13 protein-coding genes are annotated in these 15,635 nt (G+C 71.2%); 11 read left to right on the top strand and 2 right to left on the bottom strand.

Going from position 1 to position 15,635, the window contains the following annotated elements; all coding sequences use genetic code 11:
• Positions 1–51: 51 nt before the first annotated feature.
• Positions 52–987 (bottom strand): MerR family transcriptional regulator, encoded by a 936-nt coding sequence (locus ACGFI8_RS05100; protein WP_392800193.1) that lies wholly within the window; start codon positions 985–987, stop codon positions 52–54.
• A gap of 57 nt (positions 988–1,044) precedes the next feature.
• Between ACGFI8_RS05100 and ACGFI8_RS05095 the strand changes: the two genes are divergently transcribed.
• From ACGFI8_RS05095 to ACGFI8_RS05060, 8 genes are all read left to right on the top strand, one after another.
• Positions 1,045–1,392, top strand: a complete 348-nt coding sequence (locus tag ACGFI8_RS05095) for a hypothetical protein (protein WP_392800190.1) — start codon at positions 1,045–1,047, stop codon at positions 1,390–1,392.
• 212 nt (positions 1,393–1,604) lie between these two features.
• Entirely contained in the window at positions 1,605–2,663 is a 1,059-nt protein-coding gene (locus ACGFI8_RS05090; RefSeq protein WP_392800188.1) for a BMP family protein, read from the top strand.
• Positions 2,664–2,750: 87 nt separating this feature from the next.
• The gene (locus ACGFI8_RS05085; RefSeq protein ID WP_392800185.1) at positions 2,751–4,271 is read left to right on the top strand and encodes an ABC transporter ATP-binding protein; all 1,521 of its coding nucleotides are present in this window, start codon (positions 2,751–2,753) and stop codon (positions 4,269–4,271) included.
• Between the two features lie 85 nt (positions 4,272–4,356).
• Positions 4,357–5,526 carry an ABC transporter permease gene (locus ACGFI8_RS05080; protein WP_392800183.1) on the top strand — a complete coding sequence of 390 codons (1,170 nt, stop codon included), beginning with the start codon at positions 4,357–4,359 and terminating at the stop codon, positions 5,524–5,526.
• Positions 5,523–6,779, top strand: a complete 1,257-nt coding sequence (locus tag ACGFI8_RS05075; RefSeq protein ID WP_392800180.1) for an ABC transporter permease — start codon at positions 5,523–5,525, stop codon at positions 6,777–6,779. The genes ACGFI8_RS05080 and ACGFI8_RS05075 overlap by 4 nt, the downstream gene beginning before the upstream one ends.
• 55 nt (positions 6,780–6,834) lie before the next feature.
• A complete protein-coding gene (locus ACGFI8_RS05070) occupies positions 6,835–7,554 on the top strand; it encodes a cytidine deaminase (protein ID WP_392801191.1) in 720 nt (239 codons plus the stop codon).
• Positions 7,551–8,828 (top strand): thymidine phosphorylase, encoded by a 1,278-nt coding sequence (locus tag ACGFI8_RS05065; RefSeq protein WP_392800178.1) that lies wholly within the window; start codon positions 7,551–7,553, stop codon positions 8,826–8,828. The genes ACGFI8_RS05070 and ACGFI8_RS05065 overlap by 4 nt, the downstream gene beginning before the upstream one ends.
• Before the next feature lie 37 nt (positions 8,829–8,865).
• The gene (locus ACGFI8_RS05060) at positions 8,866–9,549 is read left to right on the top strand and encodes a DUF4272 domain-containing protein (RefSeq protein ID WP_392800177.1); all 684 of its coding nucleotides are present in this window, start codon (positions 8,866–8,868) and stop codon (positions 9,547–9,549) included.
• 17 nt (positions 9,550–9,566) lie between these two features.
• On the opposite strand, the gene ACGFI8_RS05055 is transcribed toward ACGFI8_RS05060, so the two are convergent.
• Positions 9,567–10,421: a putative RNA methyltransferase gene (locus ACGFI8_RS05055; RefSeq protein ID WP_392800174.1), complete on the bottom strand. Its 855-nt coding sequence runs from the start codon at positions 10,419–10,421 to the stop codon at positions 9,567–9,569.
• On the opposite strand from ACGFI8_RS05055, the gene ACGFI8_RS05050 reads away from it, so the two are divergent.
• The 3 genes from ACGFI8_RS05050 to ACGFI8_RS05040 all read left to right on the top strand — a co-directional run bounded on the left by ACGFI8_RS05050 (position 10,412) and on the right by ACGFI8_RS05040 (position 15,555).
• Positions 10,412–11,497, top strand: coding sequence for an adenosine deaminase (locus tag ACGFI8_RS05050; protein WP_392800171.1), 1,086 nt, complete (start codon positions 10,412–10,414; stop codon positions 11,495–11,497). The two genes, ACGFI8_RS05055 and ACGFI8_RS05050, sit on opposite strands and share 10 nt — an antisense overlap.
• A gap of 243 nt (positions 11,498–11,740) precedes the next feature.
• Positions 11,741–15,154, top strand: coding sequence for a nitrate- and nitrite sensing domain-containing protein (locus ACGFI8_RS05045; protein ID WP_392800168.1), 3,414 nt, complete (start codon positions 11,741–11,743; stop codon positions 15,152–15,154).
• Positions 15,151–15,555: a roadblock/LC7 domain-containing protein gene (locus ACGFI8_RS05040; RefSeq protein WP_389342733.1), complete on the top strand. Its 405-nt coding sequence runs from the start codon at positions 15,151–15,153 to the stop codon at positions 15,553–15,555. The genes ACGFI8_RS05045 and ACGFI8_RS05040 overlap by 4 nt, the downstream gene beginning before the upstream one ends.
• The last annotated feature ends 80 nt before the right edge of the window (positions 15,556–15,635 follow it).

Below are 15,635 nucleotides of genomic sequence, written 5' to 3'. Positions count from 1 at the left end.
TCGGTCAGCGGCTCGGCGGGCAGTGAGCGCGCCGAGCCGCTGCGTCCGGCCTCACGCGCGGTTCGCCTTGAGGGCCGACAGGAACCACGCCCAGCGGTGCATCGTGGCGGGGATCGGCGGCCAGCCGTTGATGGTGGCCATCAGCTGCCAGTAGCGCTCCGCCCGGGGCTCGATCGCCCCCTCCAGCGCCGCGACGACCTCGTCGCGCAGCTCGGGGGAGTCCGCGCGCCCGGCCGCCTCGGCCCAGCGCCCCATCACCTCGTCGACCACCGCCGCCGGGTCGGGCGCGCCGCCGTCTAGAGCCTTGTCCGGGGCCTTGTCCTGGGCACTGCCGACCAGCTCGACGAACCACTTGATCTCCGACATGTCGGTCGGGACGACCCGCCGCGCGCCTGGGGAGAAGCTGTGCCGGCCCATCTCCCGGAGCTTGTCGCGAAAGTCCTCCTGGCGCAGCATCTCGGCCAGCTCGATCCAGGCGTCGACCTGCTCGTCGGTCGGCTCGTCCGGCAGGTCCGCCGACACGCTGCGCATGCCCTCGGTGAACCGCCGCGCCTCGTCGCTTTCGGCGATGCCGGTGAAGATGCTGTCGAAGAACTCTCCGACGATCCGCTTCCGCTCGTCCGCGCTGGCCTGCGCGATCTTCGTCAGGCGCTCCAGGTCGGCGGGGGTGGCGTCACGGCCCGCCACCGCGCGCAGGGCCGCCCGGCGCAGCCGCAGCACCCGGATCTGCGCGCCGAGCGCCTCGGCGTGCGCGGCCGCCACCCCGCGCAGGTCCGCCCCGCGGTCGAGCACCTGGCGGATCGTGGCGAGGTCGAGCCCCAGCTCGCGCAGGGTGCGCACGAACTCCAGCCGCACGATCGAGCCGTGATCGTACCGTCGATAGCCGGCCCGCGACCGCTCGGCCTCCGGCACCAGCCCGACGTCGGAGTAGTACCGGATCGTCTTGACCGGCAGCCCGGTGATGCGGGACAGCTCGCCGATGTTCATGTCCGGATCCTCGACCCTCCAGCAGAGGGAGAGTCAACCGCCCGCTACCTTGCGCGGATGGAACCTTTGCGCCTTACCCTCCTGTTCCTGCACCTGATCGGCTTCGCGCTGCTGCTGGGCGGCTCGGTCGCGCAGTACCTGACCGGCAGGCTGCGCATCAACCCGGCCATGCTGTGGGGCGCCGGCATCCAGGTGGTCACGGGCCTCGGGCTCGCGGCACCGCTGCGCGGCGGCGGCGAGCACGAGCCGCCGACGGCCAAGCTCGCCGTCAAGCTCGTGATCGGCCTCATGATCTTCGTCATGGCGTTCTTCTCCCGTAAGCGGGAGGGGGTCAACCGCGGTCATTTCCTCGCTTTGGTCGGATTAACGATCGCTAACGCCGCGGTTGCCGTGTTTTGGAGGTAACCTGCCGGTTCCCCGACGTAACTGCGGCGTTACAAGATCGATCCCAGAAGACGGGAGGGACGCTCAACACGTCACGGCCCTATAACGCACTCCTCCCAACCCGGCAGCGAAGGCGGGAACGACACCCCTGAGGGCGTACGCTCCCGCCGTTGGGTTCACCGCGTTGGGGCGGTGCATTGGGAAGGGAGACCGTCTTGCGCCGAGTGCGTGGGATGAAGGTTCTCGCGGCCGCCGCGGTGGCGTTTGTCGCGTTGGGCACCATCACCGCTTGCGGTGATGACAAGGGCAGCACGGGCAGCGACAACAGCGCGGCGCCCGAGAAGAAGAACATCAAGGTGGGCCTCGCCTTCGACATCGGCGGCCGGGGCGACAAGTCCTTCAACGACTCCGCCGCCGCTGGCCTGGACCGGGTCAAGAGCGACATGAACGTCGAGGTCAAGGACCTGGCCGCGGTCGCCGGCGAGAGCGAGAACGACAAGTACTCGCGCCTGAAGCTGCTCTGCACCACCGGCTACAACCCGGTCATCGCCGTCGGCTTCGTCTACGACGGCGCCGACGCCGCGAACGGCCCGCTCGCGCGTGCCGCGAAGGACTGCCCGAACACCAAGTTCGCGATCGTCGACGGCGGCACCACGGCCGACAACGTCGCTGACCTGACCTTCGCCGAGGAGCAGGGCTCCTACCTGGTCGGCGTCGCCGCGGCCCTGAAGTCCAAGACCGGCACGGTCGGCTTCATCGGCGGCTGCCAGGTCGACCTGATCAAGAAGTTCGAGGCGGGCTTCACGGCCGGCGCCAAGGCCACCAAGGCCGACATCAAGGTGCTGACCAACTACCTGTCGACCCCGGCCGACGCCTGCAAGGGCTTCAACGACCCGGCCGGCGGCAAGACGGCCGCCAGCGGCATGTACGACCAGGGCGCGGACATCGTCTACGCCGCGGCCGGTGGCTCCGGCACCGGCGTCTTCGAGGCCGCCAAGGACAAGAAGACCCTGGCCATCGGCGTCGACTCGGACCAGTACAACACCGTCACCGACGCCTCGCTGAAGCCGGTCATCATGACCTCGATGCTCAAGCGGGTCGACAACGCGGTGTTCAACTTCGTCAAGGACTTCGCGGCGGGCAACTTCAAGGCCGGCGCGACGATCTTCGACCTCAAGGTCGACGGCGTGGGCTACGCCACGTCCGGTGGCCAGGTCGACGACATCAAGGACAAGCTCGACGCGGCCAAGGCCGACATCGTGTCGGGCAAGGTCACCGTCCCCACCAAGTAAAAGAACTGACCGAGTCGACGTAGACATCGGGTGTACGGCGGGGGACTGTGATCCGGTCCCCCGCCATCATCTGTTAGAGGAGCCTGGATGACCGCGGACCCACCCGCCGTCGAACTGAAGGGGATCACCAAAAGGTTCCCCGGCGTTGTGGCCAACTCCGACGTCAACCTCACCGTCCGTAAGGGAACGATCCACGCGATCGTCGGTGAGAACGGTGCTGGCAAGTCGACCCTGATGAAGATTCTGTACGGCATGCAGCCACCGGACGAGGGCGAGATCGTCATCGACGGGCGGCCGGTGCGGTTTTCCTCGCCGCAGGGCGCGATCGAGGCGGGCATCGGCATGGTGCACCAGCACTTCATGCTCGCCGACAACTTCACGGTCACCGAGAACGTCGTCCTCGGCGCCGAGAAGCTGCACGGGATCGGGGCGAGGGCAAAAGCCAAGATCAGGGAGATCTCCCAGCGGTACGGCCTGGGCGTGGGCCCGGACGAGCTGGTGGAGAACCTCGGCGTCGGCGACCGGCAGCGCGTGGAGATCCTCAAGGTCCTCTACCGCGGCGCCCGGATCCTCATCCTGGACGAGCCGACCGCGGTGCTCGTTCCGCAGGAGGTCGAAGAGCTCTTCGGCAACCTGCGCGAGCTCATCCGCGAGGGCCTGACTGTCCTGTTCATCTCGCACAAGCTCGACGAGGTCCGCGGGGTGGCCGACGACATCACGGTCATCCGCCGGGGCACCACGGTCGCCTCGGTCAAGCCGGCCGACGTGACCGCCCGCCAGCTGGCCACGCTCATGGTCGGCAGCGAGCTGCCCAGCCCGGAGGCGCGCGAGTCGACCGTCACCGACGAGCCCGTGCTGGTTGTCGAGGGGCTCACCGTCCTCGGCGCGGAGGGGCGCCCGGTCGTCGACAACGCGACCTTCACGATCCACCGCGGCGAGGTCGTCGGCATCGCCGGCGTCGAGGGCAACGGCCAGGCCGAGCTCGCCGAGGCGATCCTCGGCGTGCGCCCCGCGACCGGCACGATCCGGCTCGGCGGCGAGGACGTCTCCGCCTGGCCGACCCGGCGCCGCCGCGAGGCCGGCATCGGCTACGTGCCGGAGGACCGGCACCGCCAGGGCCTGCTGCTGGACGCGCCGCTGTGGGAGAACCGGATCCTCGGCCACCAGACCGAGCGGCCCAACGCCCGCGGGTTCCTCATCGATGTCGGCGGGGCGCGCCGCGACACGCAGCGCATCGTCGAGGAGTACGACGTGCGCACCCCGAGCATCGACGTCGCCGCCGTGGCGCTGTCCGGCGGCAACCAGCAGAAGCTGATCGTCGGCCGGGAGATGAGCCACGCGCCGAGGGTGCTCATCGCCGCGCATCCGACCCGCGGGGTCGACGTCGGCGCCCAGGCCGCGATCTGGGACCACATCCGCAACGCCCGCATCGCCGGCATGGGCGTACTGCTGATCTCGGCCGACCTCGACGAGCTGATCGGGCTGTCCGACTCCCTGAAGGTCATCTACGGCGGGCGGCTCGTGGCCGACGCCGACCCGGCGACCGTCACCCCCGAACAGCTGGGCGTCGCCATGACCGGCGCCACGACCGAGGAGGCCGCCCAGTGAGCGGTTCGAAGCGGAGCGTAGAGGCCGCTCACCAGGGACACAGCCTCGACTCGCGCCGGAGCCGGAGCGAAGCGGAGGTGTCGGCGTGAGCGCCGCCGCCACCGCGCCGCCCGCTTTCTGGCGCCGCATCGACCCGGCCAAGCTGGTGCCCCAGCTGGTCGCCCCGGTCGCCGCGCTGCTGCTGGCCGCCGCGATCTCGTCGATCGCGCTGCTCATCACGGACAAGGACCCGATCCAGGCCTTCTCCGACATGTACACGTTCGGCGTCATGCCGGACTCGCAGGTGGAGATCCTGAACAAGGCGAGCGAGTACTACATCGCCGCCGTCGCGGTCGCCATCGGCTTCAAGATGGGCCTGTTCAACATCGGCGTCGAAGGCCAGTCCAAGATCGGCGCCTTCATGGCCGGCGCCCTGGCCAGCGCGTCCTTCATGAGCTGGATGCCCGGCGCGCTGCGCATCGCGCTGATCATGGTCGTGGCGATGCTGGTCGGCGCGGCCTGGGCCTCGATCGCCGCCGTGCTCAAGACCCGGCGGGGCGTCAGCGAGGTCATCTCGACGCTGATGCTCAACGCGATCGGCGCCCAGGTGGTGACCTGGCTGCTCAACGACCACTGGGGCGTGCAGGAGCCGCGCGCGCAGATCAAGACCACCGGCATCCTTCCGAAGGACTCCTGGATGCCCGGCCTGCCGATCGTCTCCGGCACCGACCAGAAGGTGCTCGGCTTCCTGGTCGTCGCGGTGGTCCTCGGCGTGGCGTACTGGTTCACCATCAACCGCACCCGCTTCGGCTTCGACCTGCGGGCCACCGGCTACAACCCGTTCGCGGCCACGGCCAGCGGCGTCAACGCCAAGCGGATGGTCATCACCGCGATGCTGATCTCCGGCGCGATTGCCGGCCTGGTCAACCTGCCCCGCATGCTCGGCGAGACCCACACCTACACCGAGGGCTTCGGCGGCATCGGCTTCACCGGCATCGCGGTCGCCCTGCTCGGGCGCAACCATCCGGTCGGGATGGCGCTCGGCGCGATCCTATGGGGCTTCCTGGCCCGCTCGCAGCTGATCCTCGACCTCGACGGCATCCCCAAGGAGATCGTGCTGATCATGCAGGGCGTCGCGGTCCTGTCCGTGGTCGTCGCCTATGAGCTCGCCGCCCGCATCGGCCGCCGCGCCCAGCAGCAGCGGGTCGGCGCCGCCACCGCGGCCCCGGCCGGCTCGGCCCCGCTGGCCCCGGTTACCCCTGAGGAGTCGAAGTGAGCACCGACGCCATGCTCTCCGCCGCCGCGGCGGGAACGGCGGCGCCGAAGCGACGCCGGATGGGCACCTCCCGGATCCTGCTTCTCATCGCCGGCGCGCTCGTCGGCCTGTCGCTGGTGCACCTGCTCACCGGCGCCGACGACGTCACCTCGCAGGGCGCCATCCAGGCCGCGCTGCAGGCGGCGATCCCGATCGGGCTGGCCGGCCTCGGCGGCCTGTGGTCGGAGCGGGCCGGCGTGGTCAACATCGGCCTCGAGGGGCAGATGGTCCTGGGCACCTGGTTCGGGGCCTGGGGCAGCCTGCAGTACGGGCCGTGGATCGGGCTTGCCATCGGCATCGCCGGCGGCGCCGTGGGCGGGCTCATCCACGCGCTCATGACCGTCACCTTCGGCGTCGACCACATCATCTCGGGCGTGGCGATGACGATCCTGGCGCCGGGTCTCACGCGGTATCTCTCCTTCATCACCTGGGGCAGCGCCGGGGCCACCCAGTCGCCGGCGCTGCAGCGCGACCAGATCGTGCGGCGGGTCTCGGTGCCGTACGTGGACCGGTTGGAGGGGCTGGAGAAGCACCACTGGTTCCTGATCAGCGACCTCGCCGGGGTGCTGCGCGGCCTGCTGGTCCAGGTGTCGCTGGTGACGATCCTCGCGGTCCTGCTGATCGTGCTCACCTGGGTGGTGCTCTGGCGCAGCCCGTTCGGCCTGCGCGTGCGCTCGGTCGGCGAGGACCCGCGGGCCGCGGAGAGCCTCGGCATCAACGTCTACAAGTACAAGTACTACGCCGTGGTCATCTCGGGCGCGATGGCCGGCCTGGGCGGTGTGTACCTGTCCACGGTCAGCGCGACGATCTACCGCGACCTCCAGACCGGCGGCCGCGGCTACATCGGTCTCGCCGCGATGATCTTCGGCAACTGGCGACCGGGCGGCCTGGCGCTGGGCGCCTCGCTCTTCGGCTACACCGATGCGCTGCAGCTGCGCCGCGGCTCGGAGTCGGTGCACGCGCTGCTGATCCTGGTCGGCGCGCTGCTGCTGGCCCTGGCCGTGTGGGAGCTGCGCCGGCGCAACAAGGTCGTCGCGATCGCCTCGGCGGTGCTGGGCATCCTGTCGTACGTCATCTTCTTCACCGTCGACAAGATCCCCACGGCGCTGGTGCAGGCCGCGCCGTACATCACCGTGCTGGTGGTGCTCGCCCTCGCCGCGCAGCGGCTGCGCATGCCCGCCGCCGACGGCAAGCCTTATCGCCGCGGCGGATGACATCGGGAACCAGGAGCCGGGAAGCAAGAATAGAACCGTGAATTCTCAACAGACGGTGAACGTGGACTGGGCCGCGCTGCGCAGCGCGGCCATCACCGCCATGGGCCGGGCCTACGCGCCGTACTCGAAGTTCCCCGTCGGCGCCGCCGCCCTCGTCGACGACGGCCGGGTCGTGGTCGGCTGCAACGTCGAGAACGCCTCGTACGGGCTCGGGCTGTGCGCGGAGTGCGGGCTGGTGTCCAGCCTGCAGATCACCGGCGGTGGCCGGCTGGTCGCGCTGGCCTGTGTGGACGCCGACGGCCGGCCGCTCATGCCGTGCGGCCGCTGCCGGCAGCTGCTGTGGGAGCACGGGGGCGCGGGGCTGCTGATCGACCACCAGAGCGGCCCGCTGCCGATGTCGGCGCTGCTGCCGTATGCGTTCGACGACGCCGACCTCGATCGGATCGCGGCCGAGCGCGCCGAGCGGGACCGGCCGCCGGCGGTACCGGCGGCGCTGGCGCTGAAGGTCGGCAGCGGTACGGTCTTCGTCCACCCCGACATCGCCGGCGACCGGCAGGTCTGGACGTCGTACTGGGAGCGTTCCTCCGGCACCGGCGACGACGAGCCGGCGGGCATTCTGGAGGAGGGCCCCACCTTCGCCACGGCCGCGGATGCGGTCGAATGGGGGCGGATCCGCACCCCGCGGGTCGTGGTCGTGGATGCACAGGGCACCGCGAGCTGGGCCGGGGACACCCCGCGCCCGGCCGGCATCGAACAGGACTGGAGCAGCCGATGAGTTTTGCGGCCGTGGACGTCATCCGCGCCAAGCGTGACCGGGGCGTGCTGAGCGACGAGCAGATCGACTGGGTGGTCGCCGCGTACACCCGCGGCGAGGTCGCCGACGAGCAGATGTCGGCCCTTGCGATGGCGATCCTGCTCAACGGCATGACCCCGGGGGAGATCGCCCGCTGGACCGCGGCGATGATCGCCTCCGGCGAGCGGCTGGATCTGTCCAAGGTCGGGCGCCCGACCGTCGACAAGCACTCCACCGGCGGCGTCGGCGACAAGATCACGCTGCCGCTCACGCCGCTCGTGGCCGCCTGTGGTGCCGCGGTACCGCAGCTGTCCGGCCGCGGCCTCGGCCACACCGGCGGGACGCTGGACAAGCTCGAGTCGATCTCCGGCTTCGGCACCAAGCTGTCGAACGAGGAGTTCGTCGAGCAGCTGCGCACCGTCGGCGCGGCGATCTGCGCCGCCGGCGAGGGCCTGGCCCCGGCCGACCGCAAGCTCTACGCGCTGCGCGACGTCACCGGCACCGTCGAGGCGATCCCGCTCATCGCCAGCTCGATCATGAGCAAGAAGATCGCCGAGGGCACCTCCGCGCTCATCCTCGACGTCAAGTTCGGCTCCGGCGCGTTCATGCGCGAGGTCGCCGACGCCCGCGAGCTGGCCCGCACCATGGTCGAGCTGGGCAAGGCGCACGGCGTGACCACGGTCGCGCTGCTCACCGACATGGAGGTACCGCTCGGCCGGGCCGTCGGGCACTCGGTCGAGGTCGAGGAGTCCTTGGCGGTGCTCGCCGGCGGCGGTCCGCGGGACGTCGTCGCGCTCACCCTCGCCCTGGCCCGGGAAATGCTCGACGCCGTCGGCCTCGGCGACGTCGACCCGCTCGACGCGATCGCCGACGGCCGGGCCATGGACTCGTGGCGGGCGCTCGTGCGCGCGCAGGGCGGCGACCCGGACGCGCCGCTGCCGGTCGCCAACGAGGTCGAGACGATCACCGCCAACGCGGACGGGTTCGTGGCCACCATGGACGCCTACGCGGTCGGCGTGGCCGCCTGGCGCCTCGGCGCGGGCCGCGCCCGGAAGGAGGATCCGGTCAGCGCCTCGGCCGGCATCCTGCTGCACCGCAAGCCCGGCGAGGCGGTCCGGGCCGGCGACGTGCTCATGGAGCTGCGGGCCGAGGACGCCGCGAAGCTGCCGGCCGCCCTGGAGGTGGCCCGCGGCGCGGTGACTCTCACCGAGGCAGCCCCGGCCAAGCGGCCCCTGATCCTCGACCGCATCTCCTGATGCACGGACCATCCGAACGGCCGGTTATTGTGCGCGGGTGAGCGTCACGGCGCCGGATCCGCAGCGGGTGCGGGAGGCGAGCCTCGAGGAGCTGCACCGCCTGCGGCTTCCCCTACCCCCGCCCGACTTCCCGCTGGTCTGGGAGCCGGGGGACCAGGTCGAACTGCGCCCCGGGGGTGAGATCGAGGCGCGGGCCGCCTGCCTCAACGTGGTGCTGGCCCGCGCGCTCGGCATGCCGCCCGAACTCGCCCTGCAGTGGCTGGCCGAGTCGCGGCTGGTCGACCGGCTGACCCCGCCGGAGTGGCAGTTCGTCGCCGACGGCGCGGGCGACGAGCACTCGTTCGCGCTCCACGTCGAGGCCCTTTTCGCCCTGTCGTGGCTGCTCGGCATCGCGATGGACCTCGACCCGCTGCTGGGCTGCGCCGCGGACGGCCTCATGGAGCGGCTGCCCAACCTGGCGCAGGGCGAGAGCTTCGACGCCTGGCGCCGCCGCACCCTGGCCGCCCCACGCTCGGCGGTCGCCGCCGCGGAGCAGCTCGACCTGTACTACTGCCTGGACTGGTCGATCCTGGAGGCCGAGCGGCGCCGCCTGCCGCTGCCGGGCCAGGCCGACTCGAACACGGTGGGGCAGCGTCGGTGGGCGCTGGAGTGGGCGGTGGTCTTCGCCGGCCCGTACCACGGCCCACCGCCCAACTGGGAAGAGGTGGACCTGTCCACCTGACGCTCGCATGTGTCGCGTCACGGGCGCGGTCGCCAGACCGTCAGGTCGACGTCCAGCGTGGCCGGGATGGGCTCGGGCAGGCCGTCCAGCGCCGCGGCGATCGCGGCCGGGTCGGTGTGCCACGCGCTCGGGCCCATGCCGACCAGCGCGTGCGCGTCCGCCCGTGACAGGGAGAGCGGCGCGCGCACCCGTCGCTCGGTCTCGGGTACGAACCATGCATCAAGGCTCTTGTGCAGCCGCTCCCGCTTCGCGGGGTCGACCCGGATCAGGCCGAGGGCGTCGACCAGCTCGCCCAGGTGCCCGGCGCCGGGTGTGGCCACGACGAGGGCGCCGCCCGGGCGTAGCACCCGGGCGAACTCCGCGCCCGAGCGCGGGGCGAAGACGTCGAGGACCACCGCGGCGGACCGGTCGGCGACCGGCAGGCCCTGCCAGATGTCGGCGCGGACCGCCCCGATCCGCTCGCCGGCGCGGGCGGCGCGCTTGAGCGCGGCTTTTGAGGTGTCGACGGCGAGGCCGACGCTCCCGGTGTCGCGGATCGCGCGCGCCAGGTAGTGGGCGGTGCCGGCGCCGACCTCGACCACCAGTCCGGCGCCCTCCCGTGCGACCGCGTCGGCGACCGCCCCGGTCAGCGCCTCGAAGTGGCCGGCCGCGAGGAGCGCCGTCCGGGCCGCGACCATCTCCGGCGTGTCGCCGGTGTGCGCGGGGCGGCCGGCGGTGAGATCGGCGTACCCCTGCCGCGCGATGTCGAACGAGTGTCCCTGCGTGCACCGCAGCGCCCGTTGCGTCGATGCAAGCGGCGCGCGGCAGACCGGACAGCGCAGATGGGTGATGACGGCGGGGTGCACACCACTAGTGTCGTTCCATGGCTGCATCCTCTACTTCGACGGGCCCTTCCTTCGACGAGATCCGTCGCGCGCCCAAGGCCCTGCTCCACGATCACCTCGACGGCGGGCTGCGCCCCGCCACGATCCTCGAACTCGCCGCCGCGATCGGTCACGACCTGCCGGCCGCCACGCCAGAGGGGCTGGGGGAGTGGTTCGTGGCCGCGGCGGACTCGGGGTCGCTGGAGCGATACCTGACCACGTTCTCGCACACGGTCGCGGTGATGCAGACGGCGGACGCGCTGCACCGGGTCGCCCGGGAGTGCGCGCTCGACCTGGCGGCGGACGGGGTGGTGTACGCCGAGGTCCGCTTCGCCCCGGAGCAGCACCTGGAGCGCGGCCTCGCCCTGCCCGAGGTGGTCGAGGCGGTGCTGGACGGCTTCCGGGCCGGCTCGGCCGAGGCGGCGGCGCTCGGCAGCCCGATCCGCGTCGGCACGCTGCTCACCGCGATGCGCCACGCCGCGCGCTCGATGGAGATCGCCGAGCTGTCGGTCCGCTACCGCGACGCCGGCGTGGTCGGCTTCGACATCGCCGGCGCCGAGGCCGGATTCCCGCCCACCCGGCACCTGGACGCGTTCGAGTACCTCCAGCGCGAGAACTCACATTTCACCATCCACGCCGGCGAGGCGTTCGGCCTGCCGTCGATCTGGCAGGCCATCCAGTGGTGCGGCGCGGACCGGCTCGGGCACGGCGTGCGCATCGTCGACGACATCGGGCCGGACAACGCCCTCGGCCGGCTTGCCGCGTATGTGCGGGACAAGCGGATCCCGCTCGAGCTCTGCCCGTCCTCCAACGTGCAGACCGGCGCGGCCGCCTCGATCCGGGAGCACCCGATCGGGTTGCTGCGTGACCTGCGCTTCCGGGTCACGGTGAACACCGACAACCGGCTGATGAGCGGCACGAGCATGTCCCGGGAGATGGCCCTGCTGGTCGAGGCGTTCGGGTACGGCTGGGCGGAGTTGCAGTGGTTCACGGTGAACGCCATGAAGAGCGCCTTCATCCCGTTCGACGAACGCCTCGCGTTGATCAACGATGTCATCAAACCGGCGTACGCCAAGTTGGCGTGATGTCCGGAATTGTCACCCGCGATCATCTGGGTGTATCGGGTAAATCGCCCAGCGTAGGCGGATCTTCGGCATAAATATGAGCTATCCGGACATTTATTTCGTCACTGTACATAAGGTTCACCGGGTGACCTGGGCTTTCTTCTTGGCACGGGACATGGTGGAATCTCGGAGGTCCGGCCCAGTAGGGTCGGCCGGTCGCGGGTGCCTGCTGTTACACAAGGCGCCGGTTCGGAGGGCGGTGAAGTGAGCAAACGGCCATCGACGCGGGAGCCGGACTCGTCGCGTCTGCGTTTCCCGATCGGCCGGCTCCGGGACCTGCCGATCTGGTCGAAACTCGGCCTGATCATGATCGTCCCCATCATCGCGACGGTCGTGGTCGGCACGAACGGTCTCGTCGGCAACATCGCCGAGGCGAGCGACGCCGACCGGGCGCGCACCCTCTCCGGCCTGTCCGCCCAGGCCGCGGCCCTGGTTCACGAGCTGCAGAACGAGCGCGCCAACTCGGCCCTGCTGCTGGGTGTCATCGGCACCCCGGCCGACGTCGAGGCCCGCGCTGTCTTCGAGCGGCAGGTGCAGAAGACCGACGACGCGAGCCGTGACTACCGGCTCACCCGGTCCGGCCTGGCCGACCCGCCGGAGGACTTCCGCAGGCAGCTCGCCTCGATCGACACGCAGCTGCTCGACCTGCCCGGCATGCGCAAGCAGATCACCGACGGCGGCAAGGACATCCTGGCCAGCACCGTGGTGAACCGCTACCGCACGCTGATCGACGACCTGCTCGGCATCCGCGACTCCTCGGCCGGCCTGTCGAACAACCCGTCGCTCGGCGCCGACATGCGCGCCTCGGCCGCGATCTCGGAGATGAAGGAGCAGGTGTCCCTCGAACGGGTCGTCGTGCTCCGGGCGCTCACCTCCACGAAGTTCACGCCGCAGCTGCGCAAGGAGTTCGAGTCGTCGCTCACCGGCTACGACCGGGCCGAGGAGCAGTTCCGCGTCAACTCCCAGCCGTGGCACCGTGACCTGTTCGACAAGAAGATCTCTGGCTCCGACCTGCGCGAGGCCAAGAAGTTCGAGGGCATGCTGACGCCGGTCACCACCGAGCAGCTGCCCGAGGGCATCTTCAGCACCTCGCAGTGGGACAACGCCATGATCAACCAGGCGAACCTGCTGCGCGGCATCGAGGCCGAGTTCGACGAGCACAACATCGAGGCCGCCACCGCGCACCGCAACGACCTGCAGCGCCAGGTGCTCGTCACCGCCGGCCTCCTCCTCAGCATGCTGCTGCTCGCGCTCCTCTTCGCCTGGATCGTGGCGCGGTCGATGGCCCGCTCGCTGCGCGAGCTGCGCCACGGCGCGCTCACGGTCGCGCAGTTCGGCCTGCCTCAGGCGGTGCAGCGCCTGCGCGACCCGTCGCTGGCCACACAGATGTCGCCGCACCAGGTCGCCCTGCAGATCGCCGAGCCGCTGCCCATCCGCAGCCGCGACGAGTTCGGTCAGGTGGCCGAGGCGTTCAACGCCGTTCACCTGGAAGCGGTGCGCACCGCGGCCGAGCAGGCCGCCCTGCGGGCCAGCGTCGCGACGATGTTCGTCAACCTCGCCCGCCGCTCCCAGATCCTGGTCGACCGGCTCATCGGTCACCTCGACCGGCTGGAGCGCGGCGAGGAGGACCCGGACCGGCTGGCCGAGCTCTTCCAGCTCGACCACCTGGCCACCCGGATGCGCCGCAACGACGAAAACCTCCTGGTTCTCGCGGGCGCCGACTCCACCCGCATCCAGCGTGAGCCGGCCCCGCTGATGGACGTGCTGCGCGCGGCGCAGTCCGAGGTCGAGCACTACACGCGCATCGAGTTCGGCATGATCGACCGGGACATCGAGATCGCGGCGCACTCGGTCAACGACATGGTCCACCTGGTCGCCGAGCTGCTCGACAACGCGACGGCGTTCTCGCCGCCGGACTCGGCGGTCATCGTCGAGGCCCGCCGCGTCGGCGACCGTTCGGTACTGCTGGTTGAGGACCACGGCATCGGCGTCTCGCCCGAGCAGCTCGCCGAGCTCAACGACCGGCTCGCCAACCCGCCGATGGTCGACGTGGCCGTCTCCCGGATGATGGGTCTCGTCGTGGTCGCCCGGCTGGCGGCCCGGCACGGCGTCAAGGTCGAGCTGCGGGCGGCGCGTGAGCGCGGCACCATCGCCGACGTGACGCTTCCGGCCGGCGTGCTCGTGCCGCGGGCGCTGTCCGGGCGGGCGACCGCCGGGATGCCCACCGCCGGCATGCCCGCCATCGGCCCCAACGACGTCGTCCAGGCGCGACCGATCCCGTCGACCCCCGCGCCGCGCTCCCCGCTCGCCTCGCCGCTGGCGCTGGAGAGCGGGCCGACGGGCGGCGGCCTCGGCCCCTCGCAGGGTTCGGGCCCGCGTTTCGGCACGCTCACCAGCAGCGGCCTGTTCGGCTCCGGCAGCAACACCGGCGAGCGGCCGACGGTCAACGGCTTCGCCAACGGCGCCACGCCTCGGCCGGCCCCGCCCGCACCCCCGTCCCGCCCGAGCCTTCCGCCGAGCGGCGGATCGGGCGGCTTTGGCGGATCGGGCGGCCAGGGCGGCTTCGGCGGCTTCGACGCTGGCAGCGGCTTCGACGCCGGCAGCGGCGCGGGGCCCGACCGCACCGGAGCGTCCGGCGGCGGTCGCAGCCTCCCGGCCTGGTCCGACCTCACCGGCGTGGGCGGCGACCCGTACCCGTCCCGCCCGAACCCGCCGAGCGAACTCGGCCCGCTGCCGCAGCGCCGCGCGAACGAGAGCTGGCCGGCCGACGGCGACATCGACGGCGAGGAGGTCAGCGGCCCGATCCCGCGGCAGCGCCCCGGCTTCCCCGGCTCCTACGACGACGCGCCCGCCGGCCCGGCCGGCCTGTTGACGCCGCCCGCGCCCGCCCAGCCGCCGTCCGCCTGGCCGCCGGCGGCGGAGCCCGAGCCGCAGCGCCCCGCGCCGAGGCCCGAGCCCCTCGCGCCGGTCGACATGACGGCGGAGATGCCGCGGGTACGGCTGGATTGGGACCCGGCGCCGAACGAGAGTGAATCTCACGACCCTCGGCAGCGGTTCGTCGACGAGACGATGGAGCTGCCGATCTTCCGGGAGCTCGAGTCGGCGTGGTTCACGACGACCAAGCAGCACCCCCTGGTGGACCCGACATCGGCGGCTCCCGCCCCTGTTCAGCAGCCCTCGCCGGGCCCTCGCCCGGTCGAGGTCACGTACAGCGACGCGTCGTCTCATTACGTGCCGCCGCAGCGATTCGAAACCCGTAGTCCGGGTGAAGCTTCGCGAGGTTCGGCCGACCGGGCATCGAGCGGTTCGGCAGTAAACTGGCACACTGCGGCAGACGAAGGATGGCAAGCGGCAGCGGCACTCGCCGACGCGCAGGAATTTACGACGACCGACATTGGTTTGCCCAAGCGCGTTCCGATGTCGCAGTTGGTTCCAGGTGGGGTTGAAAAGAACCCCGCCGCTGCGCACAAGCGGACGCCGGAGTCCGTGCGCGGTCTGTTGTCGGCGTATCACCGAGGCGTTCAGCGCGGCCGCACGCGGTCCGACGACTCGAAAACCCCGGAGCCGACTTCGGCCGGGCCTCAAAACTCGCAGGTTGGCAAGGAGCAAGAGGCATGACATCTACGCAGGATCTCGGTTGGCTGCTCGCCAACTTCGCGGACCGAGTGCCGGGGGTCGCCCATGCGGTCGCCGTCTCGGCGGACGGTCTGCTGTTGGCTGCTTCTCGTGACCTGCCCCGCGACCGCGGTGACCAGCTCGCCGCGATCGCCTCCGGTCTCGTGAGCCTGACCCAGGGCGCATCCCGCTGCTTCGAGGGCGGGGCCGTGCTGCAGACTGTGGTCGAAATGGACAACGGCTTCCTGTTCCTCATGTCGATCTCCGACGGTTCGTCGTTCGCGGTCCTCGCGGCCCGCGCCTGCGACGTCGGTCAGGTCGGCTATGAAATGGCGTTGCTGGTGGACCGCGTCGGTGATGCTCTTACGCCGCCGCCACGGCCTGCCGCTTCGATGCTCGGCTGAAGCTGAACTAGGTGACAGAGCAATATCCCTTAGCTGTAACAGACTTATTGGCTGCTTACGAGGCCCGACGAGTGAGGAGG

This window comes from Dactylosporangium sp. NPDC048998, from assembly GCF_043197855.1.
Lineage (GTDB): Bacteria > Actinomycetota > Actinomycetes > Mycobacteriales > Micromonosporaceae > Dactylosporangium.
Note: the sequence above shows the minus strand (reverse complement) of the source record. Positions and strands in the feature narration are given on the sequence as shown.